The sequence below is a fragment of the Sphingomonas oligophenolica genome (assembly GCF_039522915.1).
Lineage (GTDB): Bacteria > Pseudomonadota > Alphaproteobacteria > Sphingomonadales > Sphingomonadaceae > Sphingomonas > Sphingomonas oligophenolica.
Genome location: NZ_BAAAEH010000035.1, coordinates 122,827 through 144,762, shown reverse-complemented (window position 1 = coordinate 144,762; position 21,936 = coordinate 122,827). Strand labels below are relative to the sequence as shown.

The 21,936-nt window shown below is 64.2% G+C and carries 19 protein-coding genes and 1 pseudogene; 6 read left to right on the top strand and 14 right to left on the bottom strand.

All coding sequences use genetic code 11. The features are described 5' to 3' along the window. Position 1: 1 nt before the first annotated feature. The 14 genes from ABD050_RS16545 to ABD050_RS16480 all read right to left on the bottom strand — a co-directional run bounded on the left by ABD050_RS16545 (position 2) and on the right by ABD050_RS16480 (position 15,362). On the bottom strand, positions 2-958 hold the full coding sequence (locus ABD050_RS16545; RefSeq protein ID WP_343890592.1) for an AraC family transcriptional regulator: 957 nt from the start codon (positions 956-958) through the stop codon (positions 2-4). Between the two features lie 50 nt (positions 959-1,008). Continuing rightward, entirely contained in the window at positions 1,009-2,010 is a 1,002-nt protein-coding gene (locus ABD050_RS16540) for an alcohol dehydrogenase catalytic domain-containing protein (protein WP_343890591.1), read from the bottom strand. Between the two features lie 3 nt (positions 2,011-2,013). Further along, entirely contained in the window at positions 2,014-2,862 is an 849-nt protein-coding gene (locus tag ABD050_RS16535; RefSeq protein WP_343890590.1) for an SDR family NAD(P)-dependent oxidoreductase, read from the bottom strand. An 8-nt stretch (positions 2,863-2,870) separates the two neighbouring features. Next, entirely contained in the window at positions 2,871-3,404 is a 534-nt protein-coding gene (locus ABD050_RS16530) for a 2,4'-dihydroxyacetophenone dioxygenase family protein (RefSeq protein ID WP_343890589.1), read from the bottom strand. A gap of 10 nt (positions 3,405-3,414) precedes the next feature. Beyond that, positions 3,415-3,954 carry a 2,4'-dihydroxyacetophenone dioxygenase family protein gene (locus ABD050_RS16525; protein WP_343890588.1) on the bottom strand — a complete coding sequence of 180 codons (540 nt, stop codon included), beginning with the start codon at positions 3,952-3,954 and terminating at the stop codon, positions 3,415-3,417. A 13-nt stretch (positions 3,955-3,967) separates the two neighbouring features. Continuing rightward, positions 3,968-4,501, bottom strand: a complete 534-nt coding sequence (locus ABD050_RS16520) for a 2,4'-dihydroxyacetophenone dioxygenase family protein (RefSeq protein ID WP_343890587.1) — start codon at positions 4,499-4,501, stop codon at positions 3,968-3,970. 114 nt (positions 4,502-4,615) lie between these two features. Continuing rightward, complete coding sequence (locus ABD050_RS16515; RefSeq protein WP_343890586.1) at positions 4,616-7,294, bottom strand: TonB-dependent receptor; 2,679 nt, start codon at positions 7,292-7,294, stop codon at positions 4,616-4,618. 132 nt (positions 7,295-7,426) lie between these two features. Continuing rightward, positions 7,427-8,362: a helix-turn-helix domain-containing protein gene (locus tag ABD050_RS16510; protein WP_343890585.1), complete on the bottom strand. Its 936-nt coding sequence runs from the start codon at positions 8,360-8,362 to the stop codon at positions 7,427-7,429. Further along, on the bottom strand, positions 8,359-9,609 hold the full coding sequence (locus tag ABD050_RS16505; protein ID WP_343890584.1) for an MFS transporter: 1,251 nt from the start codon (positions 9,607-9,609) through the stop codon (positions 8,359-8,361). Before ABD050_RS16505 ends, ABD050_RS16510 begins: the two co-directional genes overlap by 4 nt. 109 nt (positions 9,610-9,718) lie before the next feature. Then, positions 9,719-10,282 carry a VOC family protein gene (locus tag ABD050_RS16500; RefSeq protein ID WP_343890583.1) on the bottom strand — a complete coding sequence of 188 codons (564 nt, stop codon included), beginning with the start codon at positions 10,280-10,282 and terminating at the stop codon, positions 9,719-9,721. Beyond that, positions 10,272-11,288 carry a zinc-dependent alcohol dehydrogenase family protein gene (locus ABD050_RS16495; protein WP_343890582.1) on the bottom strand — a complete coding sequence of 339 codons (1,017 nt, stop codon included), beginning with the start codon at positions 11,286-11,288 and terminating at the stop codon, positions 10,272-10,274. The genes ABD050_RS16500 and ABD050_RS16495 overlap by 11 nt, the downstream gene beginning before the upstream one ends. A 130-nt stretch (positions 11,289-11,418) precedes the next feature. Next, positions 11,419-12,720 (bottom strand): spinster family MFS transporter, encoded by a 1,302-nt coding sequence (locus ABD050_RS16490; protein ID WP_343890581.1) that lies wholly within the window; start codon positions 12,718-12,720, stop codon positions 11,419-11,421. A gap of 20 nt (positions 12,721-12,740) precedes the next feature. Next, a complete protein-coding gene (locus ABD050_RS16485; RefSeq protein WP_343890580.1) occupies positions 12,741-14,369 on the bottom strand; it encodes a thiamine pyrophosphate-requiring protein in 1,629 nt (542 codons plus the stop codon). A 39-nt stretch (positions 14,370-14,408) separates the two neighbouring features. Then, positions 14,409-15,362, bottom strand: coding sequence for a TauD/TfdA dioxygenase family protein (locus ABD050_RS16480; protein WP_343890579.1), 954 nt, complete (start codon positions 15,360-15,362; stop codon positions 14,409-14,411). Between the two features lie 295 nt (positions 15,363-15,657). On the opposite strand from ABD050_RS16480, the gene ABD050_RS16475 reads away from it, so the two are divergent. The 6 genes and pseudogenes from ABD050_RS16475 to ABD050_RS16450 all read left to right on the top strand — a co-directional run bounded on the left by ABD050_RS16475 (position 15,658) and on the right by ABD050_RS16450 (position 21,818). Continuing rightward, entirely contained in the window at positions 15,658-16,110 is a 453-nt protein-coding gene (locus ABD050_RS16475; RefSeq protein WP_343890578.1) for a DUF3237 domain-containing protein, read from the top strand. 1 nt (position 16,111) lies between these two features. Next, a complete protein-coding gene (locus ABD050_RS16470; protein WP_343890577.1) occupies positions 16,112-17,794 on the top strand; it encodes a CocE/NonD family hydrolase in 1,683 nt (560 codons plus the stop codon). A gap of 2 nt (positions 17,795-17,796) precedes the next feature. Continuing rightward, entirely contained in the window at positions 17,797-18,294 is a 498-nt protein-coding gene (locus tag ABD050_RS16465) for a DUF3237 domain-containing protein (protein WP_343890576.1), read from the top strand. A gap of 88 nt (positions 18,295-18,382) precedes the next feature. Further along, positions 18,383-18,502 (top strand): annotated as a pseudogene (locus tag ABD050_RS29055) (hypothetical protein); the annotation flags it as partial. Positions 18,503-18,598: 96 nt separating this feature from the next. Continuing rightward, on the top strand, positions 18,599-19,150 hold the full coding sequence (locus ABD050_RS16455) for an IclR family transcriptional regulator (protein WP_343890574.1): 552 nt from the start codon (positions 18,599-18,601) through the stop codon (positions 19,148-19,150). Positions 19,151-19,334: 184 nt separating this feature from the next. Next, positions 19,335-21,818 carry a TonB-dependent receptor gene (locus ABD050_RS16450; protein ID WP_343890573.1) on the top strand — a complete coding sequence of 828 codons (2,484 nt, stop codon included), beginning with the start codon at positions 19,335-19,337 and terminating at the stop codon, positions 21,816-21,818. Positions 21,819-21,936: the final 118 nt, after the last annotated feature.

Sequence of the window (21,936 nt, the reverse complement as noted above, 5' to 3'; positions counted from 1 at the left end):
ACTAGCGTTGCGTGCGCCAGTCGCGGGGGGTAGCGCCGAAACGCCGCCGGAACTGCCGCGCGAAATAGCCGGGATCGAGGAAGCCGCAGCGAAACGCGATCTCGGCAACCGGCAGGCCTGACTCCGCGAGGAGATCACAGGCCCGTTCGAGCCGCACCCGACCGAGCTCCTGGACGAAGCTTGTGCCGCGGGCTGCGAGCAGCGCCTGCAGGTAGCGCTTCGAGATGCCGAGCGCGTCGGCGACCGGCTGGGGGGCGAGGTCGGGATCGGCAAAATCGCGTTCGATCCGGCGAAGGATGCGATCCGCGAGGCCGCCGCCAAGGCCGCTTGCCGCTCTGTCGCCGGTCTCGGCGGCAAGCGTCAGCAACGCGCCGACGCGTTCGGCGAGCAACGGGCGCATCAGTGGGCTGTCGTCGATATGGCGCGCCATCGCTTCAAGCAGGCTGCCGAGCGGCGCACCCCACCCCGTCCGGGTCGAGAGCGGGCGCCCGAGCAGCTGGTCAGGGTCGGGGAGCCAATGCTCGACCCAGATGCGCGGCATCATCAGGTCGATTGCCTCGTGCGCGCTGTCCATGTCCATCTGGTAGAAACGGGTGTTGTCGAGCAACACGAATTCGCCGGGGCCGATGGTGAAATTCCTGCGGCCGATCTGGGTGCGCAAGGCGCCGCGGCGCGCATAGACGAGCTGGATCGACGGCGCGGCCTGGCCCGAACTGCCGGTGCCGCGGTGAATAACGCGCTGTGCGGGAGCGAGAAGGTGCAGGAAGCGGAGATCGCCAAGCCCGTAGCTGCGCCAGCCAGCAACGAAGCGGTCGATATCGCGGACGCTGACGTCGATCGGCGCGATCGTGCGCGCTGCCCAGTCCTGCCACTGGCCGATCGCCTCGCGGCGGCCCATGCCCGATGAGGACCAGCGGGCGTCGTTCGATGGCGCAGGCGAGGCGGTTACGGTCTGCATTGTCGCTCCAAGCCGATCCGAGTAGCGGAAAATGCACGCGATGGCCAATGCTACGGCGCGATCAGCACCTTGCAGTCATGCGTCCGCTGGCGGAGCGCCTCGAACCGGTCGGGCGTGTCGGCCAGCGAGATCGTATCAGTGACGAGATGGCGCGGTTCGGCGGCGCCCGCGTCGAGCGCGTCGAGCGCTGCCTCATATTCCTGGCGCGTGAAAAAGGCCGAGGTGACGAGCCGCACTTCCTTCGACAGCATCGCGAAGCTGTTGAACGTGTCCGGCCTCGTGCACAGGCCCAGCAACAGGATGGTGCCGCGATTGCGCACCTGCTGCACTGCCTGCGCGATAAGGCCCGGCACGCCGACGCATTCGAAGACGATGTCGGCCTTGCCGCCAAGCGCGCGTTCGGCGGCGCCGACCGGATCAGCGGGATCGACCACGAATCCCGTCGCCCCCATCGCCAGCGCCCGCGTGCGTTGATGATCGGCGAGATCCTGCAGCACGATCCGCGACGCCCCCGCGCGCCGTGCCCAGAAGGCGACCGCGAGGCCGATCGGGCCCGCACCGAGGATCAGTATCCTGTCGCCGGTCTTGAGCCCGCTCATGTTGACGCCGTGAAGCGCCACGGCAAGCGGCTCGATGATCGCGCCGTCAGCCAGGCTCGCCGATTTCGGCAGGATCACGCACTGGTTGGGGCGGGTCACCGCATAATCGGCATAACCGCCGCCCTGCAGGCCGAAAGCGTCGCACCAGGCAGGCTCGCCGGCACGGCAGCTGGCGCACTGTCCGCAACTGGCAAGCGGGATCACCGAGACGAGATCGCCCAGCGCCACCCCCTCGGCACCGCGCCCGAGCGCCACCACCTCGCCGGCGAATTCATGGCCGAGGATATCGCCCGCCCCCTTCCCGTAAGCGGCGTCCTCAGTCATGTGCAGGTCAGACCCGCAAATGCCGCAACGGCCGACGCGGACGACGACCTCGCCGGCCCCTGGGGTCGGATCGGGCACGGTCTCAACCTTCAGCGGCCGGCCCAGTCCCTGCATGACCGCCGCGCGCATCGGCTAACCCAGCGGCTTCACGGGCCCGAGCTGCATGCCGCCGTCGATCATCACATGGCTGCCGGTCATATAGCTCGAGGCGTCGGAGGCGAGCAGCAGCGCGAGCGGCTTGATCTGATAGGTCTCGGCGACGCGGCCGACCGGAACCAGTTCGTCCCATGCCTGGCGGGCAGCGGGGTTCTTCTTGAGCCAGCCCCCGCCGATATTGGTGACGAACGGCCCCGGCGCGATCGCGTTGACTCGAATGCCATAGGCGGCGAGCTCGTAAGCGGCGTGCCGCATGAAATGCTTCACGCCTGCCTTGGCGGGCATATAGGGCACGCCGACGATCGCCTCATTGACTTCAGCCGCGTTCGACGAGGTGCAGATGATCGATCCGCCGCGCCGGCCGATGGCCTCCTCGTTGCGCTTCATCACCCGGGCGGCTTCGCGCACGGTGTGGAATACGCCCGTCAGATTGACCGCGATCGAGCGATACCAGCGCTGGGGATCGTAGACGTCGATCTGCCCTTCCGGATTCCGCTTGCCATCGGGCGTCCAGAAGCCGTTGCCGGCGTCCCAACCGGCATTGGCGAAAGCGATGTCGCAACCGCCATAGGCATCGACATGGCCGTCAAAGGCAGCGGCGACCTGGGCCAGATCAGCGACGTCGCACGCCGCGGTGCGCACGTCATATCCCTCGCTGCGCAGACGATCGGCTTCGCGTTCCGCCCCTTCGATGTCGATGTCGGCGAGGGTGACGCTGGCTCCCGCCTCGGCCATCGTCTCGACATAAGCGAGGCCGATCCCCGAAGCGCCGCCGGTGACGAGCGCCGAGCGCCCGGCGATATCGAACTGGTCGAGCGTCTTCATCGCCGCGTTCACCGGTAGAGTTGCGGATTGGGGGTGAGGCCGTGCTCCCGGCAATGACTCTCATAGTGATTCATGAACCACCAGACGTCCAGGGTTTCGACGAAATTGCCGTCCGCATCATAGAATTCGTTCGCGCCTTGCATCCAGAACAGCGCCTTCATGCCGTCCGGATCGTCAGTGACGAGGGTGTGCGCGGTGCCGGGCGTTTCAGTGATGAAATCGCCGGGACGGCACACCCAGTCATATTCGAGATAGCGGAACGAGCCTTCGAGCCCGACCGCCCAGACCGGCCCGCGATGCTTGTGGGTGCCGATCACGCCTGGCGCCTTGATCCACAGGATGTTGCAATAGATGTTCTGCCGCACGTCGAAGGCGAGATGCCGAATCGCTGCATTGTCACCGAACGGCACCCAGGGGCTTTCCTCTTCCGACCCGCTCACATAGCTTCCCTCCTCGCCGCGCGCGCGGATCAGGTCGAGATAGGGTTCGGCGATGTCTACGATCTTGTAGGCGCTCGAGGGCGGCGCGGTCATGACGGCCATGATGCGCTCCTCAGATATACAGCTTGGGATTGAACGGAATGCCGTTCTCCCGGCAATGGCTCTCATAATGGTTGATGAACCACCAGACGTCGGCGGTCTCGACCAGATTCGCGTTCTCGTCATAGAATTCGATCGGTCCCTGCATCCAGCCGAACAGTTTGACTCCATTGGGATGGTCAGTGACGAGAGTGTGGCTTTCCCCCGGCACCTCGAGGATCAGCCCGCCGGGCGACGCGACCCAATCATATTCCAGATATTTCACGCTGCCTTCGAGGCAGACCATCATGATCGTGCCGCGATGGAAATGCGTCCCGATGACGCCCGGTTCCTTGATCCACAGGATGTTCGAGAAAATGCCCTGCCGCACATCGAAGGCGAGATGCTTGATCGCCGCCTTGTCGCCAAACGGGACCCAGGGGCTGTCGACGTCGGTTTGCGCATCGATATAGCGTCCACCGGGGCTGAGCCTGGCTACGATCTCGCGATAGGCGAACGGCACATCGACGATTTCGGCCTTGGTCGATGGTGGGGCTTTCATCACAGTCGCCATGGGGAATTTCCTCTCAACGGATCAGAGTGTCGACATAATCGGCGCCGATGCCGACCGCGTCGTAATGGGCGCGGGCCGCGGCCATATAGTCGTAGACGTCGTAATGGCCGGTCGTGTTGCCATCCTCGTCGAGCCACATCAGCGGCCCGGAAACCACGAAGAACACCTTCATCGGATCGGCATGCTCGTAACACACCAACGTATGGCTCTCGCCGGGGGTTTCATAGACGAAGTCCCCCGCGGTCGCGGTCCAGTCATGCTCGAGATAGGCCCATTTGCCGCTGATCGTGTAGGCCCAGATCGGGTGCGGATGATAATGCCGGTTCACCAGCCCAGCCGATTTCGACATCAGCACATCGGCCCACATATTCTTCGCCGGGCTGATCCAGACGGGCTTGGAGGAGACCGTGTCGCTGATCGGCACCCAGTAGCGTTCGTCGCCCTCCGCAATCTTCGGCGCGTAGATTTCGGGCAGTCCGCCTTCGCGGAACACCTTGGCGACAGGTTTTATGTCCTTCCAGAATTCGGCATGCGCCTGTTCGGGCATCTTCACGCTCCTACTGCAATCGTTACGCGTCCGCCCCGCGCTACAATCGGGGCGCCGTTCCAGTCCGCGGATGATGGCCTGGGAGCGCCGGCCGCGGCGCCCCCAGATGCCTGATCAGAATTTGAGGCCGAGCCGCACATACCATTCGGCCGGGCGGTTATAGGTGGCGTAGATTTCGCCACCGGCAATCTGCGCCTGGCCCGTGATGATGTAGCGCTGGTTGGTCAGGTTGGTGCCACCGACGGTGAGATCCCAATGCCCGCCCTCCGGCTTGTACGAAATGCTGCCGTTGAGGATATCGGTCGCCTGACGGAGCAGGAGGAAGGTGCCCTCGGTGTCGGTCCGCATGCTCGTGGTGTGGGTGTAATCCCCAAGGAAGACCAGCTTGCCGCGGCCGAGATCGGTTTCGAAGCGCGGCGAGATGTTCATCTTCCAGTTCGGCGCCTTGGGCAGCGGTGCGCCGGCGAACACACCCGCCTGGAACGGGTTGGGTGCGACATAGGCCGAATTGCCGCCGCAGAACGCAGCCTGATTCCCGTTCTCGCCGCAAATATAGGTGTAATGGGCGTCGAGATAGCCAACTGAACCGGTCACCGTGAAGCCCGAGGTCGGCGCCGCGACGAGTTCGACTTCGAAGCCCTTCACCCGCGCATTGCCGAGATTGGCGACTGTCGGAGAGACACCGATCTGCTGGTTGAGCTGGATGCCCTTATAGTTGGTCAGGAAAGCGGCGATATTGAGCTGGAGCCTGCGGTCGAGGAATTGCGACTTCAGGCCGGCTTCGAACGATTCGGCCTTTTCCGGCCCGAACTCGGGCGCCGCCAGCAGCGGGTTCGACAAGCGCGTGGTCCAGCCACCCGAACGATAGCCGCGCGAATAGGAGCCATAGATCATGATCCTGTCCGTGGGGTGGATCTGGATCCCGGCCTTGGGCGAGAAATTGTTGAAATTCTGGCTGTTGGGCGTCGCCGGATAATAATCGAGCAAATTGGCCAGCGATCCCAGATTCGAGCCGTAGCTGAAGCCACCGCTGTTGTTGTTGCTGATCGGGAAACCGATCAGCGCGCCGCACGCTGCCGTCGGCAGCCCGCCCGCGGTCGGGCAATTGAACAGCTTGTAGTTGAAGCCGTTGTCGTCGGCCTGGCCGCCATAATAATTCTTGTGCTCGTGCGTGAAGCGGCCGCCCAGCGTGAAGCCGATGAAATCGCTGGGACGGAAATCGAGCTGGCCATAGCCCGCCAGGGCCACCGTGTTGATCCGGCCCGGGCCGTCAACCTGCAACAGACCCTCGGCGAAGGTCACATAATCGTGCAGGCCGCCCGCTTCATTGAAGGCATAGCCGCCGAAGGTGAACTTCAGCTTGTTGTCCAGAGCCGAGCCGTTGAACTGCACTTCCTGGCTCCACTGGTGCTGATTCACCGTGAAGCTGGTCTGGAGAAATTCGAGCGGAGAGCCGTCGAGATCGACGCCCGCGTCGAAATCCACCTGCCGGTAGGCTGAGATGGATTTGATCTGGAAATTCGGCCCGAAATCCTTTTCGAGCGTCAACGAAATTCCGTATTGCTTGACCTTCGAATAGTTGTTCCCGTTGGCATAGGTCGTATCGATATTGCCGGTGATGAAGCGGCTGTCATAGGGCAGGCGCGGCGTGGCGCTGCCCGGCAATCCGGTGCCCGCGAGCGCCGGCAGCGTGTTGAAGCCCTGGACGCTGGTACGCGGACCGCAAAGGTTGGTGGCGTTGCGCGCCGCGATCTGCGCCGTGGTCGAGCCGATGCAGAAATTATAAAGGCCCGCGAACAGGAAACCCGACGAGCCGGTGACGACGTCAAGCGCCGTCTGGTTCGGGTACCCCATGGCCGGGCCGAGATCATTGGCATTGGTGCCGCCGAACGGTCCGGGCGTGTGCTCGGTCGTGGCGAGCAGCGTGTTGGGCGTCGATTCCTGATCGACATTGGTATAGTCGAACGACAGCGTCGCCTTGAAGCTCGGGCCGTTATATTTGAGCTTGGTCCTGACGCTCCAGCTGTTGTCGCCACCCTGACGATTGCCGTTGCTGTTGTAGCCCGCGGCGACGAAGTTCTGGTATCCGTCGGTGACATAGGTCGACGAGGAAGGGTATGGAATGCGGTACTGGTAGCCGTCGCGCCGCATCAGGTTGAACGAGACCGACGAGCTGAGGTCGGTCGCGATCGGGATGTCCACCGTCCCCCGCGCCTGGAAGCGGCTATAGCTGCCCCCCGTCAGGTCGCCGACGAACCTGAATTGATCGCCGGGGTCATGCGTCACGATCGAGACCGCGCCGCCGATCGTGTTGCGTCCGAACAGCGTGCCTTGAGGTCCTTTCAGGACTTCGATCCGCTCGACGTCGAGCAGATCCTGATTGGCGCCGACGGAGCGGCCAAGATACACGCCGTCGAGATAGACACCCACCGCCTGATCGATGTTGAAGGCGAAATCCGCTGACCCGATGCCGCGGATCGACGCGCCCAGCACCGCGGTGGATCCCGAAAACGGGGTCGAGGAATCGAGCGTGACGTTGGGCGAGATCGAGGTCAGTGCTGACACATCGCTCACCGCGCGCTCTTTCAGCGCTTCGCTGGTGAAGGCACTGATCGCGATCGGTACGTTCTGGACATTCTCGGCGCGCTTCTGCGCCGTGACGACGACGTCGGGGATGCCGCCCGCCTGGTCGGCCGCGGGCGATTGCGTGGTCTGCTGCGCTGAAGCGGTCGCAGGCGCGATCAATGCTGCCGCCAGCGCGGCCATCGAAATGGAATAATGCCGATCAATCATGTCAGCCCCCTCTCCTCCCTTTGCCCCGCATTTGTTGCGACGGCATTTGAGAAGAGACTAAAGCAGATCGGCAAGCTCGTCTTGGACTGGTGCGAAGCGGACCGGACTAGTGCGAATCCCGGGAGTCAGCGATCAATATTGTTCGCGATAGGCGCTCGCGGTCGTTCCGAAACGCTGCCGAAAACAACGCGAGAAATAGGCGCTGTCGTTATAGCCAAGGTCGAATGCGATATCGGTGATGCTCATCACCCGGTCCGTCACCAGCATTTCGGCCGCGCGTTCCAGCCGCCGCTCCGCGACATATCCAACCGGCGTCGTTCCCATTGCGGCGAAGACATTCTGCACCGTGCGTGACGTGATCCCCAGTTCGCCGGCGATGGTGGCGGTGCGAAGGTCGGGGTCGCCGATCCGCGCCTCGACCAGGGTCAATACGCGTTCGCGCAGCGAGTGGCTGCTCCAGCGCTGCGGCGCACGGGGGGCTGCATTGATGGCGAGCGCGGTGAGGTCGGCAAACACCGTTGCCACGCCTGCCTGCCAATCGGGATCGGCCTGGCTCTGGTCGCCCTGGTGCCATAGCGACAACAGGAAGTCGTGAAACACCCGTCCCCCGGGGCAGGCACCGGAAATGAGCGTGCCCAGCCGATCGTCCAGGTTGCGGACCTTGCGCTCGATCAGCCGGCGCGGAAACTGAACGATCAGGATTTCATGCGCGGTGGGAAGATCGATGGCATAGGGCCGCGCTGTGGAGAGCATCACGAAGTCGCCGGGCGCGAGCGCGGCCTCGCGCCGGTCCTGGCGATAGCAGCTCTTGCCCCGGCGCTGCAGGTGCAGCACGACCTGTTCCTCGTCGGTCTCGCGCGCAGCCCGGCGGCCGACCTGCGACGGGTCCGAGCGCGGCCTGATCATATGGAGATCGCCGACCTTCCACTGCCACATCTCGGCGATGAAATCGGGCTTTGCGGCGTTGACCCAGGTTCCGGTGTAGAGTCGGTCGACCAGATCGTTCCAGAACGGCATCCGCTCGGCGGGCGCCAGGCCCGATGTGTCGAATTTTTGGACAACGCTCATGCCAAAGCCTCCCTGAGGGCAGCACTCCGCCGTGCGACGATGCGCGGTGCAGTCTCGCGCAACCCCATCGCGACGAACCCGGCCAGCAGGGTGAGCCCCAGCATGATCCAGAGCGGCGCGGCAAGGCTTGTCGCATCGGCCATCCGGCCGGAAATCCACGGCGCGAGCACGCCTCCCAGCACTTCGCCCGAGCCCATGCAGAAACCAAGCGCCGTCGCGGTTCGCCGGAGATCGACGCTTTCCGACGGTACTGTCGCCATGAACAGCGGGAAGATGCCGTTCAGCCCCCAGCCGATGAAGAAGATGCCGGCGAGCAGCCAGGGCGAGCCGGTGAAGAACATCGCGCCGAGCGGCAGGATCGCGCCGATGAAGGGCATTGCGATCATCACCGGGCGGCGGCCGATCCGGTCGGAGAGGCCCGAGATCGCAAAACTGCCGATCGTCGCCGATATGCCGAGCGTGCCCATCAGCCACTGCATCGTGCTCGGCGAATAACCGCGCACCTCAGTCAGATAAAGCGGCATGAACACCCAGCAGGTGACGAGGTACGACACCATGATGACTGACATCGCGCAGCACAGCAGGACGTTGCGTTCGCGCAGCACGGACCAGGGCGATTCCTTCGCGGCGGCAGGATCGGCGACAGGCGGCGGCGCGGCAGGCTCGCGGATCAGGAACCAGATCAGTCCGGCGCTGATCAGGCCCGGGATGCCCGCCAGGTAAAAGGCATTGCGCCAGCCATAAGCAGCGGCGAACGACACCAGCAGCACCGGCGCGACGAACGAGCCGAGCAGGTTCGAGCCGAAATTCTGGGCGATGCCCTGCGCCAGCCCGCGCCGTTCGGGGGAGACTTCGCTCGCGACCATGGCGTGGCTGATTGGCATCACACCACCCTCGGCCGCGCCCATCAGCAATCGCGCGCCCAGCAGGAGCGCGAAACCCTGGGCAATGCCGGTCAGGAAGGAGCAGACCGAAAAGATCAGCGTCGCAAGGACGAGCAGCAGCTTGCGATTGCCGGTCCGGTCGGACAGTCGCCCGATACCGAAGGCCGCCAGCGCCCAGGTGAGCGACAAGGCACTCTGGAATATCCCGACCTGTTCGTTGGTCAGCCCAAGCTCGGGCTTCACGAACGGCATCAGGAAGTTGAGCGAGTTCCGGTCGAAGAAGACAATGCCGAAATTGAGGCTGAGCAGCAGAACCAGAAGAATCTGGTACGATGCGGACCGATCGCTGGCTTTGGTCGCCATCCTGCCCATTCCCCTGTCCGGTTGTTTCTTCCGGGCAGGCGCCCGGCGATCACCTTACTTTTGTACGCGTGGGATACAATGCCGGAACCAGTCCGGCAAGCCCGTCGAATCAGACAAAGGGCCGGATCGGATCGTTGCCGTTCCAGTTGACCGATGCACGCCAAAAAGCGGTGAATGTTGCATCCATCCCCGATGTGGCCGGGATCAGCTCGATGAAATGGGGCTGCGCGGCCCCGCCGTCCAGATAGGCGACATGGCCGCCAGTCGGGACGTTGGCGGTGAAGGCAAGCGTGTAGCCGCGTGCCAGATAGGCCGTCGTTTCGGCATCGACATCGTCGCAGGCGATGCCGACATGGTGGAAACCATGGCCGCGCCGTTCGATCATCTCGCGATAGACTGAAGGATTCTCGTCCTTCGGCTGGATGAGCTCGATCTGCATGTGCCCGGCGAATGCCATCGCGATTCGCACATCGGCGCGCGACGGGGCACCGCGATAGACATGATCGGGGGCGAGGAACGACTCGAGCAGGAACCACGGCCCGGTCCGCATGTCGCGCACCCACCAGTCGATTGCCGCCTCCATATCCTCGACGACATAGGCCATTTGCGCGATGCCGCCGACGCGCTGACCAAAGCCGAGCAGCCTTCCGGTGGCCTGCGAATCAGTCGACACGGATCACCACCTTTCCGAACAAATCGGGCGATGCCTGATATTCATAGGCCTGCCGCGCCTGATCGAAGGCGAAGACTCGGTCGATCTGTGGCTTGATCCCGGTCGCGTCGATCGCCCGGTTGAGCGCGATCGCCATCGAGGCCGATCCGACGAAGATGCCGCGCAGGCTTGCGCCCTTCAACATCAGCGCGTGGGGGCCGGTCTCTCCCTCGCGGGTCAGCACGCCGATCAGCGCTACCTCGCCATTATAGCCGACCGCTGCCATGGATTGCTGCAGCGTGCCCGCGCCGCCGACCTCGACGACATGGTCGACCCCCCCACCGGCAAGCCTAGCCGCGGCTACGCCCCAGTCCGGCGTCGTGCGATAGTTGATCACTTCGTCAGCACAGAGCGCGCGGACGCGAGCCAGCTTCTCGTCCGATGAGGAGGTCGCGATGACGCGCGCGCCCGCGGCTTTGGCGATTGCCAGCGCGAGCAGGGACACCCCGCCCGTGCCGAGGATCAAGACGCTGCTCCCGGGCCCGACCGCGCGCGGCCCCTCCATCAGCGCATTCCAGGCGGTGACGCCCGCGCAGGGCAGTGTCGCCGCTTCCTCGAACGACAGGGTCTCGGCGAGGGGGACGATTCCCTGTTCGGGCAGGACGACATATTCGCTGAGCATGCCGTCCGCGGGCACCGCGCCGAGCGCGACGCCGGGGTTCGGGTTGGGCGGCCCGGCGCGCCAGTTCTGGAAGAAGGTTCCGGCGACGCGGTCGCCGGGCTTATATCCGGTGACGCCGTCCCCCACCGCCTCGACGATGCCCGCGCCGTCAGACAAGGGCGTGAGATCGCGGGAGATCGGCCCGCCGAAATACTGGCCCTTCACAATCGCCTGGTCGCGATAGTTGAGCGAGCAGGCATGGACCCGGATCAGGATCTCGCCGGGTCCCGGCGCAGGCTTTTCGGTCTCGACCATTCCAAGATCGTCAAGCGAGCTCGCCCCCGCCGTCAGTCGCCATGTCTTCATGACCCTCATTCTCCTCTCTTCGCGCGAAAGGTGTGGCCAGATTGTATGCTAGGCAAGCGTTTTTATGCGTCCATGGTCAATCCAGGTGAAGACGGGCTGGACGGGCGCAACGGCCCCGAAGGCAATCATGTTATCCCGCGGAACCCTGGGCACGGGCGATGTCGGCCTCGAGATAGCGACCGGCAATCAGGAGGCAAACCCCCGCCGCGAACGCGCTCGCGACAATGACCAGCAGCGAGAAGCGGATCGCATTATCGCCGAAGCTCGAGGCAAGCCCGTCGTTCAGCGCGCCGATAATGGCCGGACCCGACGCCTGCCCCAGCAAGGCGGAGAACAGCACCAGCACCGAAACCGCGACCGCCCGCATCCGCACGCGGACAACGCTCATCACCATGGCGAACAGCGGCCCCTGGTGCACGAGCACCAGAAACGACGAACTCGCGAACGCCGCGACCCACACCGAGCGCGAATTGGAAAGCAGGAAGGCAAGTTCCACCGGCACGACGAGGAAACAGGCGATCGCGGGCAGCGTCGTCCGCCAATGCGATTGGCGGCGGATAAGCCGATCGATCGCAAAGCCGCCCAGCAGCACGCCGGATAGGCCGAACACACCACGCAAGGGCCCGATCAGCGCAGCGGTCTCGGCGATCGTCATGCCATGGACACGCTGGAGGAAGGTCGGGATCCAGATTCCGGCGGCAAAGACATTCAACCCCATGAAGGTCGCGGTCGCGACCAGGGCGAGATAGGTCCGCGATCCGAACAGGAACCGGATCGTTGCGATCACGGGCTCGCGCGCGGCGCTGATGGTGCTCCGCTCGCTCTGGCCGCGGACCGGCTCGCGGACCACGAGAACGAAGGCAAGCGCAAGGACGATGCCCGGCAGGCCGGCCGCCATGAACATCCTGCGCCAGCCATAATGCTGGCCGATCCACCCCATCAGCGGGAAGAAGAGGATCGACGAGATCGAAACCGCCGCGCCGAAGATCGACATTGCCAGCGGGCGGCGCTTGTCGCGGAACAGGTCACCGAGCATCGAGTTCGACGGCGCGATCCCGCACGCTTCTCCCGCGCCCATCAGGAAGCGTGTGAGCGCGAGCTGCCAGACATTCGCGACCCAGCCCGTCGCCATCGTCATCAGGCTCCAGAAGGCCAGGCCGATCGCGATGATGTTGCGCCGGCTCCAGCGATCGGCCGCCCATGCGAGCGGAATGCCCAGCAGCGAATAGAACAGCAGGAACGCAATCCCCGAAACCAGCCCGAGCGCTGTATCCGACACATGCATCTCGGCCTTGATGGCGGGCAGCGCCAGCCCGAGCAGCGAGCGGTCGAGATAGTTGATCGATGAAATCAGCGTCAGGAAGCCAAGCCCTATGGTGGCCGAGTAGTTCCAGTCGCCCCGTTGCACCTCCGCGTTTCTCACGTCGCTCACCATCCTCCTCCAAGACCGGTCTATAGACGTGACGCCCGCGTCTCCTGCGCGGTGATGAATTCGATCAGCGCCGGCTGTCCGCGCAGGGTTGCCTCGATCCCGCGCCGGATCGCCGGCACAATGTCCGCAGGTGCCTCGACTCGTTCGCCATAGCCACCCATCGAGCGGGCGAAGGCGGCATAGTCGCCCGATATGTCGGTCGACCGATAGCGCTCCGTCGCGATCGGCATCACCGGCAGCTCGATCGCCATCGCGCTGTTGTTGAGCAGGATCGACAGGATCGGCAGCCGCTCGCGCACCGCCGTTTCGAAATCCATGCCGGTGAAGCCGATGGCGGCATCCCCCCACACATTGATGCACAATTTATCCGGACAGGCGAGCTTTGCCCCCATCGCCAGCCCGAGACCATAGCCAAGCTGAGTCGATTTTCCCCATCCCAGATAGCTGAGCGGCGCCGTGCACTTCCAGAACGGGGTGAGCTGGTCGCGCGGCGAGCCGGCGTCATGGGTGATGATCGTCTCGGCGACATCAACGGTGTTCTGCAGGTCCCAGAGCACGCGATAGGGGCTGAGCGGGGCCTCGTCGCTGGTGAGCAGCGGCAGCCAGGTCTTCATCCACGCGGCTTCGACGGCCGCGATCTCCGCCGCCACCGGCCCCGGATCGCGTGGCTCGGTGATCAAGGCCGAACATTCCTCGATCAGCATCGCCAGCGTGAGTTCGGCATCGCCGATGAGCGCCTGTGCGCAGACCACGCTCTTGTTCAGATCGGCCGGATCGAGCGTCGCGTGGATCACGTGCTTGTCCTCGGGCATCCGCACGCCGAACGCCGTTTCCGAAAAGCTGCAGCCGATGCCCAGGATCACGTCCGAGCGGTCGAGAAAATGGCGAAGCTGCCCCGGAATCGCCGCTCCACCCGAGCCGAGCGCCAGCGGGTGAGTCTCGTCGAAAGCGCTCTTGCCTTCGAGGCTGGTCGATACGGGCGCGGCGAGCAGTTCGGCAAGACCGCGAAGCCCGGCATAGGCTTCGGCCCAATGGACGCCCTGCCCGGCATGGATCACCGGCCGCTTCGCCGCCACGAGCACCCGGGCGGCCTCGCGCACCGCTTCGCGGTCCGGCGCGCTGCGCGTGCGGACCACCGGCGCATAGACCAGCGGCTCGGGCAGCTCGTCGGCCAGCACGTCCCACGGCATTTCGACCAGCACCGGGCGCAGGCGGCCGTTGCGCAGATGCGTGAAGGCGCGGCGCATGATGTTGGCGATCTCGCCCGCCGCCGTGATCGGCTCTGCGTGCTTGGTAATGCCGCGCATCGAGACGCACGCGTTGTAATTGTCCGGCACGAACGCAAGCCGCCGCGCATAACCCTGTGGAAGGACCAGTACCGGCACCGATTCCGAATAGGCCTGAGCCACGCCGCCATAGGCGTTTTCGGTACCCGGCCCGTGCTGCATGGCGAACACGCCCATCCGGCGGCCGCGCGTCAGGCGCGACAGTGCGTCCGCCATATGCACGCCGGTCCGCTCCTGGCGCACGATGACGGGGCGGATACCCGCGTCGGCTGCCGCTTCGAGCACGGCGTTGCGCGGGTAGCCGAAGATCACATCCACGCCTTCCCGGCGTAGAATCTCGACGATCGCCGAACTCACCTTCATGCTAAATCCTCGCCCCGGCCCGGCCGCGCTTCGACCGGCTCAACGCGCAACGTCGTTCGGGCCAAGCGGCCGTTCGCCCATCACGGTGGTGCGGATCAGGTGGCGCCGCTCATATTTGAAATCATGCACGCCGCGATGCAGCAGGAAACGATTGTCCCACACGAGCAGCGTATCCTTTCGCCACTTCACCCGGCAGTGATAATGGAGGTGCTGGGCGAGGCTCTGCAGATAGGTCAGGAGAGCGCGGCTTTCCTCCTCGCTCCAGCCGACGAAGCGCTTGAAATAGGCGGTCGTGGCGAACAGCGCCTTGCGGCCGGTGACCGGGTGAACCCTCACGGCTGGGTGGATATTTTCGAGGTCGCTGTCGGTGAAATCATGCGACTCGCGCAGACGCAGACGCTTTTCGGGCGCCAGCTTCTCGTTCTTCGACCAGATGTCCTTGCCCGAGTAAACGACCTGGAGACCATCGAGCAGCGCCTTCATGCCGTCCGACAGATTCTCGTAGACCAGATAGGCGTTCGAGAAGGCCGTATCGCCGCCATATTTCGGCACCTCGAGCGCGCGCATCACCACGCAGAGCGGCGGCTGCGGCAGGAACGGGCTGTCGGTGTGGAAATGCTCGAACGACGGGACGACGTTCTCGGGTTCGTCCGCCTCGCGCCGCACTTCCTGCATGTCGCGATGGCCGGCATAGGTCGGCGCCTGTGGCAGCTCGGTGATCGGACCGAAAAGGCGCGAGAATATTTTGTGCTGCTCGGGTGTCAGATCCTGATCTCGGAAGACGATGACGAGGAAATGCTCGAAAGCCTTCATGATCTCGGCGACCGTCTCGTCATCGAGTGGCCCGCGCAGATCGACACCGCCAATCTCGCAGCCGCATGCCCCGCTGATCGGCTCGACCGTGATGCGGTTGAAGACGGGCATCGGCAGCCCGGCAACGAGCGTTCCCTCCCGGCCTGCGACAATCGGATGCTGCACAGTCAACGTCGCCACTAGCCCTCTCCTGATTATCACTGCCGCGCCCCTCCCCGCCGACCGCCCGGAATGGACAACCGCCGCGGCGCGCGGGGCGCAGCAACTTGGTTGGCCGCCAACCTAAGACAGCCGCCGTCCGTGTCAATTACAATTCTGCTAAACGAAAGACGTATTCCGTATATCGGAATTTCAGGAGAGTCGGCGCTACCCCTTGCTCCCTCAGAATTGATGATCTATCAACAACTCGGTCGCACCAAGAGGCGACGGACGAGAGAGGACACTGGTGCCGAAGAGCCATTCATTCGCCCCGAAGATGGAACATGCGTTCACGATTTCCATCGATCTCACCCCCATCCGCTGGGTCACGCCGAGCACGATGGGGGCGTCCAGGGCCGCGATTTATGCCGCCAGCGGCACCGTTGCGGGCCCGCGCCTGAACGGCACGGTCGTGCCGATGTCCGGTGGCGATTTCCCGCTGCTCCGGCCCGACGGGGTGATCGATTTCGACGCGCGCTACCTGCTCGAGGCAGATGACGGTGCGATCATCTACATGCAGAATCGCGGCTATCGCTGGCCACGGTCGGCCGAAATCGGTGAGCGGATGTCCCGCAACGAGCCGGTCGGCCATGACGATTACTACATGCGGGTCAGCCCCAAATTCGATGCGCCGGCGGGTCCGCATGAATGGATGTCCAAGCATGTGTTCATTGGCGTCGCTGAAAAGATACCCCGCGCCAATCGCATCCATTATTTCGTGGTGCTCTGACATGACTGAACCAGGCGAATTCGCGCTGATCATGCGGCCGGGCGTTGATCCCCATACCGCGCCCAACAAGCCGCCGCTGCCGCCGGCCGACTATGCCGTTCGCACCGAATCCGGGCTGGTCATCGAGCGCAACCTGGCCATTCCGCTGAGCGACGGGGTCAGGATCTATTGCGACCTCTACCGCCCCGAAGGTCCGGCCGGCGAGGCTGACCTGCCCGTGCTTCTTTCCTGGGGACCCTATGGCAAGCACGGGCTTTCCAACCAGGTTTTCTGGCCGCGATCGGGGGTCAATCCCGAATGGCTTTCGCCCCTGACGCCGTTCGAAGGCGCTGATCCAGTCCGTTGGGGTGCGAAAGGCTATGCGGTCGCGGTCGTCGATCCGCGCGGCGCCTGGCTTTCCGAAGGCGACTTCCGACACAATGGCGTCGGCGAAGCGGAGGATTGCGTCGAGGCGATCCGCTGGCTCGCCGACCAACGCTGGTCGAACGGCAAGGTAGGCATGACCGGGGTTTCCTACCTCGCCTGCATCCAGTTCTGGGCCGCCGCGCTGCGTCCGCCCGAGCTTGCCGCAATCAACCCGTGGGAAGGCTTCACCGACTGGTATCGCGAATTCGCCTATCATGGCGGCATCCTCGAAACCGGCTTCGCACCGCGGGCATCGGACAATATCCGCTTCTCGCTCGGCCGCACCGAGGACACCTGGGAAAACATCCAGGCGCATCCGCTAATGGACGCGTTCTGGCATTCCAAGGAGATCGATTTCGAGGCGATCGAGGCACCCGCCTATATCGTCGCCAGCTGGGCTGATCAGGGACTGCACACCCGCGGCACGCTCGAAGCCTATAAGCGCATTTCAAGCCCGCAAAAATGGCTCGAAGTGCATGGCCAGAAGAAATGGGCGCATTATTATCACCCCGAGAATCAGGCGAAGCGCGAAACCTTTTTCGACCATTTCCTGAAAGACCGCCAGACCAGCGTGGCGGCCTGGCCGCCGGTGCGCATCGAAGTGCGCGACCGCGCCGGGGCGGCCGAGATCCATGTCGAACAGGAATGGCCTATCGCCCGCACCGTGGCGACGCCGCTCTGGCTCGATGCCGCCGATCAGCGGCTTGCCGCCACGCCCGCCGGCGCGGTCTCGACGATTGCCTATGACGCTCACTCTGGCCGAGCGGTGTTCGATCATCGCTTCGACGCCGATACAGAGATCAGCGGTCACGCGAGTCTCCGGCTCTGGGTCGAGGCGGAGGGATCGGACGACATGGACCTGTTCGTCGCGTTGCAGAAGCTCGATGCTGCGGGCGATCATGTCGGCATGACCTTCTATGCCTTTTTCGAGAATGGCCCGGTGGCGCTGGGCTGGCTGCGTGCCAGCCATCGCGAGACCGATCCCGCGCGCAGCTCGGCGCTGCAGCCCTTCCACCGTCACGAGCGCGAAGACATGCTCCAGCCCGGCGCGATCGTCCCGGTCGATATCGAGCTCTGGCCGTCATCGACTCGTTTCAAGGCGGGAGAGACGTTGAGGCTGGTCGTACAGGGCAGCGATATCTACGACGAGGGGGCGCCCAACCTGCCGTTTGCGCGGCACGAACGGACGCGCAATCGCGGCAAGCACCGCTTGTACAGCGGGCCCGGTCGCGAATCCTGCCTTCTGCTCCCGGTGATCCCGGCCCCGACAGGAGATTGATAGTGAGCGACCAAAGCGACCTGGCCCTCCGCTACGAGCATGCGTTCGACGTCAGGATCAACTTCGACAAGCGCTGGGTGATCGCGCCACTGCCCGGCGGCGGGTCGCAGGGCTATACCTCGGTCGGGGCCGACTGCCTCGTCTCGGGTCCGCGCCTGAATGGCCGGCTCGTCGATTTCAGCGGCGCCGACTGGCCATTGGTGCGCGCCGACGGAGTCGTCGAGCTCAACGCGCATTACATGATCGAAGCCGATGACGGCGCCCTGATCTATATCCGCAACCAGGGCTATGTGCACGGGCCGCTACGTGCGCCCGGCGATCCTGAAGACGCTCCCTCGATCCCGCGCTATTTCCGCTGCACACCCTATTTCCGGGCGCCGGTCGGCCCGCACGACTGGCTCAACCGCACGGTGATCGTCGGTGTCGGCGCGCGACGGCCGCATGTCGAGCCGGGGGATTCGCCCGACCATTCCCTGTTCCGCTATTATGCGATTACCTGAACGGCGCCCGGCAGTGCGGGCTATTTTGTTGCGGGCGGTGCCGGGGTTTCGATAGGACCCGACATCGCGAACCAACGAAAGTGCCCTGATGGCGTCAGATTCCGAGCGAGGTTCGGGCCCTAGGCTCATCGCCTTGCTGAAACTCATCGCCGAACGCGGCCAGGCATTCAGCCTGAAGGACCTTGCCGAACGCGCAGCCCTTCCCTCGAGCACGGTTCATCGCCTGCTGAAGACCCTCGTCGAAGCCGGGATGATCGAGCGGGGAGAGCGCCAGAGCTATCGGCCCGGCCGCGAGCTTTTCCGGATGGCGGCGCTGCTGCGCGCTCAATTCGATCTCATCGAAACGGCGCGCCCGTTCCTCGAGCGCCTCTGGTCCGAATGGGACGAGACCAGCGTCCTGTGCATCTACAATCCGTCGCGCCGTAACGCATCGGTGGTCGAAGTCATTCATACCACGCATCCGCTGCGCTACGCGATGGAGATCGGGGCCGACCTCGGGCTGGCCTGGGGCTCGCTCGGCAAGGCGATCCTGGCTGAGCTCGACGAAGACGTGGTCGAGGCCGTCCTGGCCGATCCGGGAATCGGTCCCCTGAGCGGTCGCGCCAATCCGCCGCTGGCCGAACTCCGCGATGAGCTCGACGGCATCAAGCGCACGGGTTGTGCCCTTTATGACGATTCTCGCTACGATATTTCGGGGGTCGCGGCCGCGATCTTCGGACGTAACCGCAGCGTGATCGGTTCGATCGGGCTCACCATGCCGTCCCGACGCTTCGCCTTGCGCGACCGCGACGGCATGATTTCCACGGTGCGACTCGCCGCCACCGAACTGAGCAGCCTGATCGCGCTGAAGATCTGAAATCCGGAATCGAGAAATCTGCACCCCATTTCGGAGCCGCGCGCAGCTCCGTGGCGATTTGCGTGCTTGTCCAATTCCATTATACGGAATATCGATCCCTTAATTTGGATTATTCTTGACCTGATTGCGATCGTGGGCAACCATCGCTGCCGCACCCGAAGAGGTGTTTCAGGGAGGGGAAGTCATGACGTATCCGGTACCGGCGCGCCTATCTGGCGCCATTTCGACGATCGCACTTGGGATCGGCCTTTGCTTCGGCGCGAGTCCGGCCATGGCCCAGTCCACCGCCACCGCCCAGAGCGGAGAAGCGACGGCACCCGCGTCGGACGATACTCAGACCGCCGACATCGTCGTCACCGCCCAGTTCCGCGAACAGAAGCTTCAGGATGCTCCGCTCGCGATCACCGCGGTGACGGGCGAAATGCTTGAAGCGCGCGGCCAGACCAACATCACCGACCTGGCGGCTCAGGCGCCCAACGTCACGCTCCGCCAGGCCGCAGCCACCTACGGTCCGGCGATCGTCGCCTATATCCGCGGCGTCGGCCAGCGCGACACCAGCTTCGCGCTCGAGCCCGGCGTCGGCCTCTATATCGACGACGTCTATCTGCCGACGATGCATGGTTCGCTGCTCGCCCTCACCGATCTCGACCGTGTCGAGATCCTGCGCGGGCCTCAGGGCACGCTCGCGGGGCAGAATTCGATCGGCGGCGCAATCAAGCTCTATTCCAAGAAGCCCGACGGCAATGGCGGCGGCTATGTCGAGGCGACCTATGGCAGCTACAACAGGGTAGAGCTGCGCGGCGCCGCCAATTTCACCATCGTCCCGGACAAGCTGTTCGCTCGCATTTCGGCCACGGGAGTCCACAAAGATGGCTATGTCACCCGTTACGACTATGCCTGCACCCACCCTGGCACCACGGTTCCCTCCTCGACGTCCGGCGGCAGGAATTGCAAGCTCGGCACCGAGGGCGGAAAGGACTATGTCGCCGGGCGGCTCGCCCTGCGCTACCAGCCGAGCAGCAGCGTCACCCTCGACGTCGTCGGTGACATAACCCGGGACAATAGCGAAGCGGCGCCAACCACGCTGCTCTATGTGGGCCAGTCGGCCAATCCAGGCGCGACCAATACCGGCTCGGCGACAACCGGCCCCTCGGCGCCCGCCTATACGATCGGTGGTATCCGCTACGGCACGGCGACCGGCTCGCCGTTCATCAGCTACTCGCCCTATGGCAATTACGCGCAGGATACGTTCAGCAGCAGCCCATATGTCAGCTATGAGAATTATAGCGAGTCGACGCCCCGCGACGGCTCCGCGAGCTGGTCGGCACCGGACAAATCGGCGATCAACAGCTGGGGCGTTTCGGGAAATCTCAGCGTCGAGCTGGCTCCCAGCCTGAACGTCACGTCCGTCACTGCCTATCGCGAGTTCGACGGCGTCTACTCATCCGGCGACGGCTCGCCCCTCTCGCCGACCCTGCAGGCAAGCTATATCTTCAACCACCAGTTCAGCCAGGAACTCAGGCTCAACGGATCGATCGGTTCCGCGCTCAACTTCACCGTCGGCGGCTATTATTTCCACAAGCGCAGCGAGAATCGCACACGAGTCACGCTGCCGACGCTCAACTTCATCGAAGACAATATGATCCCGTCGACCACCAAGGCAGTGTTCGCGAATGCCGATTGGGAACTGGTTCACAATCTGCATGCAATTGGCGGCATCCGCTACACCGACATCACCAAGACCTTCATCTTTGGCCGCAAGGGCATTCCGGGCTCCTCGACCGGTGGCGCCACGCCGGCATCGCTTGCATCGCTGGACGGGCTCAAGAGCACCTACGCCGGCAGCCGGGTGGATTGGCGCGGGGCGCTCCAGTATCGCTGGTCCCCGGAGATCATGACCTATGCTCAGGTCTCGACCGGCTTCAAGAGCGGCGGCGTCAATCCGCGCCCGTTCTTTCCGTCGCAGGCGCTGACCTTCGGTCCGGAGACGCTGGTCGCCTATGAGGCGGGCTTCAAGAGCGACCTGTTCCACCGGATGATGCGCCTGAACGTCAGCGCGTTCATGAACAAATATAGTGACATCCTCGTCACGGTCTCGAGCTGTCCGCAGACGGGCAACGCGGCGCCCTGCGCCCTGCCGATCAATGCCGGCAAGGCGACCGTCAAGGGTGGCGAGGCCGAACTGACGCTCCGCCCCGCGCACGGGCTCCAGATCGATGCCTCGCTCGCCTATCTGAACTTCAAATACACCTCCATCTCGGCATCAGCCGCGAGTTCGGGCATCGGGGTCGAGGACGACGGGCAATATATCTCGCCCTGGGAGTGGAGTGCGAGCGCACAGTATGAAATAGATCTCGGCAATCTCGGCTCGCTGACCCCACGTGTGGACATCAGTCACCAGGATGCGTTCAATCGCAACGCCAACAATGTCGACGCGACGACGGGCGGAAAGGACATCTTCGGCCGTGTCGCTGGTCGTACCCTGGTCAATGCGCGGGTGACATTCCGTGCCGCCGACCAGAAGTGGGAAGTGACGGCCGAGGCGCGCAACCTGACCAACAAGCTCTACTACACCGACGTCTTCGACAATCGCGGCTCGACCAACTCAGTCCAGGGTACACCCGGCGAGCCGCGGACCTTTGCCGTCACACTCAAGCGTAAGTTCTGAATCGCGTCCGTTCCGCCGCCTGATAGACGTACACTCGAAGAAACGGCGTCGGCCATCATGGCTGGCGCCGTTTGTCGCCGCCCGGCTGGAAGCGATAAGGCACCGTCGCCCCCGTCGG

Excerpts from the sequence above, each read along its gene's own strand:
- ABD050_RS16545 (WP_343890592.1), bottom strand. The coding sequence starts at position 958 with ATGCAGACCGTAACCGCCTCGCCTGCGCCATCGAACGACGCCCGCTGG.
- ABD050_RS16510 (WP_343890585.1), bottom strand. The coding sequence starts at position 8,362 with ATGAGCGTTGTCCAAAAATTCGACACATCGGGCCTGGCGCCCGCCGAG.
- ABD050_RS16450 (WP_343890573.1), top strand. The coding sequence starts at position 19,335 with ATGACGTATCCGGTACCGGCGCGCCTATCTGGCGCCATTTCGACGATC.
- ABD050_RS16495 (WP_343890582.1), bottom strand. The coding sequence starts at position 11,288 with ATGAAGACATGGCGACTGACGGCGGGGGCGAGCTCGCTTGACGATCTT.
- ABD050_RS16505 (WP_343890584.1), bottom strand. The coding sequence starts at position 9,609 with ATGGCGACCAAAGCCAGCGATCGGTCCGCATCGTACCAGATTCTTCTG.
- ABD050_RS16535 (WP_343890590.1), bottom strand. The coding sequence starts at position 2,862 with ATGAAGACGCTCGACCAGTTCGATATCGCCGGGCGCTCGGCGCTCGTC.
- ABD050_RS16475 (WP_343890578.1), top strand. The coding sequence starts at position 15,658 with ATGGAACATGCGTTCACGATTTCCATCGATCTCACCCCCATCCGCTGG.
- ABD050_RS16520 (WP_343890587.1), bottom strand. The coding sequence starts at position 4,501 with ATGCCCGAACAGGCGCATGCCGAATTCTGGAAGGACATAAAACCTGTC.
- ABD050_RS16470 (WP_343890577.1), top strand. The coding sequence starts at position 16,112 with ATGACTGAACCAGGCGAATTCGCGCTGATCATGCGGCCGGGCGTTGAT.
- ABD050_RS16455 (WP_343890574.1), top strand. The coding sequence starts at position 18,599 with ATGGCGGCGCTGCTGCGCGCTCAATTCGATCTCATCGAAACGGCGCGC.
- ABD050_RS16530 (WP_343890589.1), bottom strand. The coding sequence starts at position 3,404 with ATGGCCGTCATGACCGCGCCGCCCTCGAGCGCCTACAAGATCGTAGAC.
- ABD050_RS16485 (WP_343890580.1), bottom strand. The coding sequence starts at position 14,369 with ATGAAGGTGAGTTCGGCGATCGTCGAGATTCTACGCCGGGAAGGCGTG.
- ABD050_RS16515 (WP_343890586.1), bottom strand. The coding sequence starts at position 7,294 with ATGATTGATCGGCATTATTCCATTTCGATGGCCGCGCTGGCGGCAGCA.
- ABD050_RS16540 (WP_343890591.1), bottom strand. The coding sequence starts at position 2,010 with ATGCGCGCGGCGGTCATGCAGGGACTGGGCCGGCCGCTGAAGGTTGAG.
- ABD050_RS16525 (WP_343890588.1), bottom strand. The coding sequence starts at position 3,954 with ATGGCGACTGTGATGAAAGCCCCACCATCGACCAAGGCCGAAATCGTC.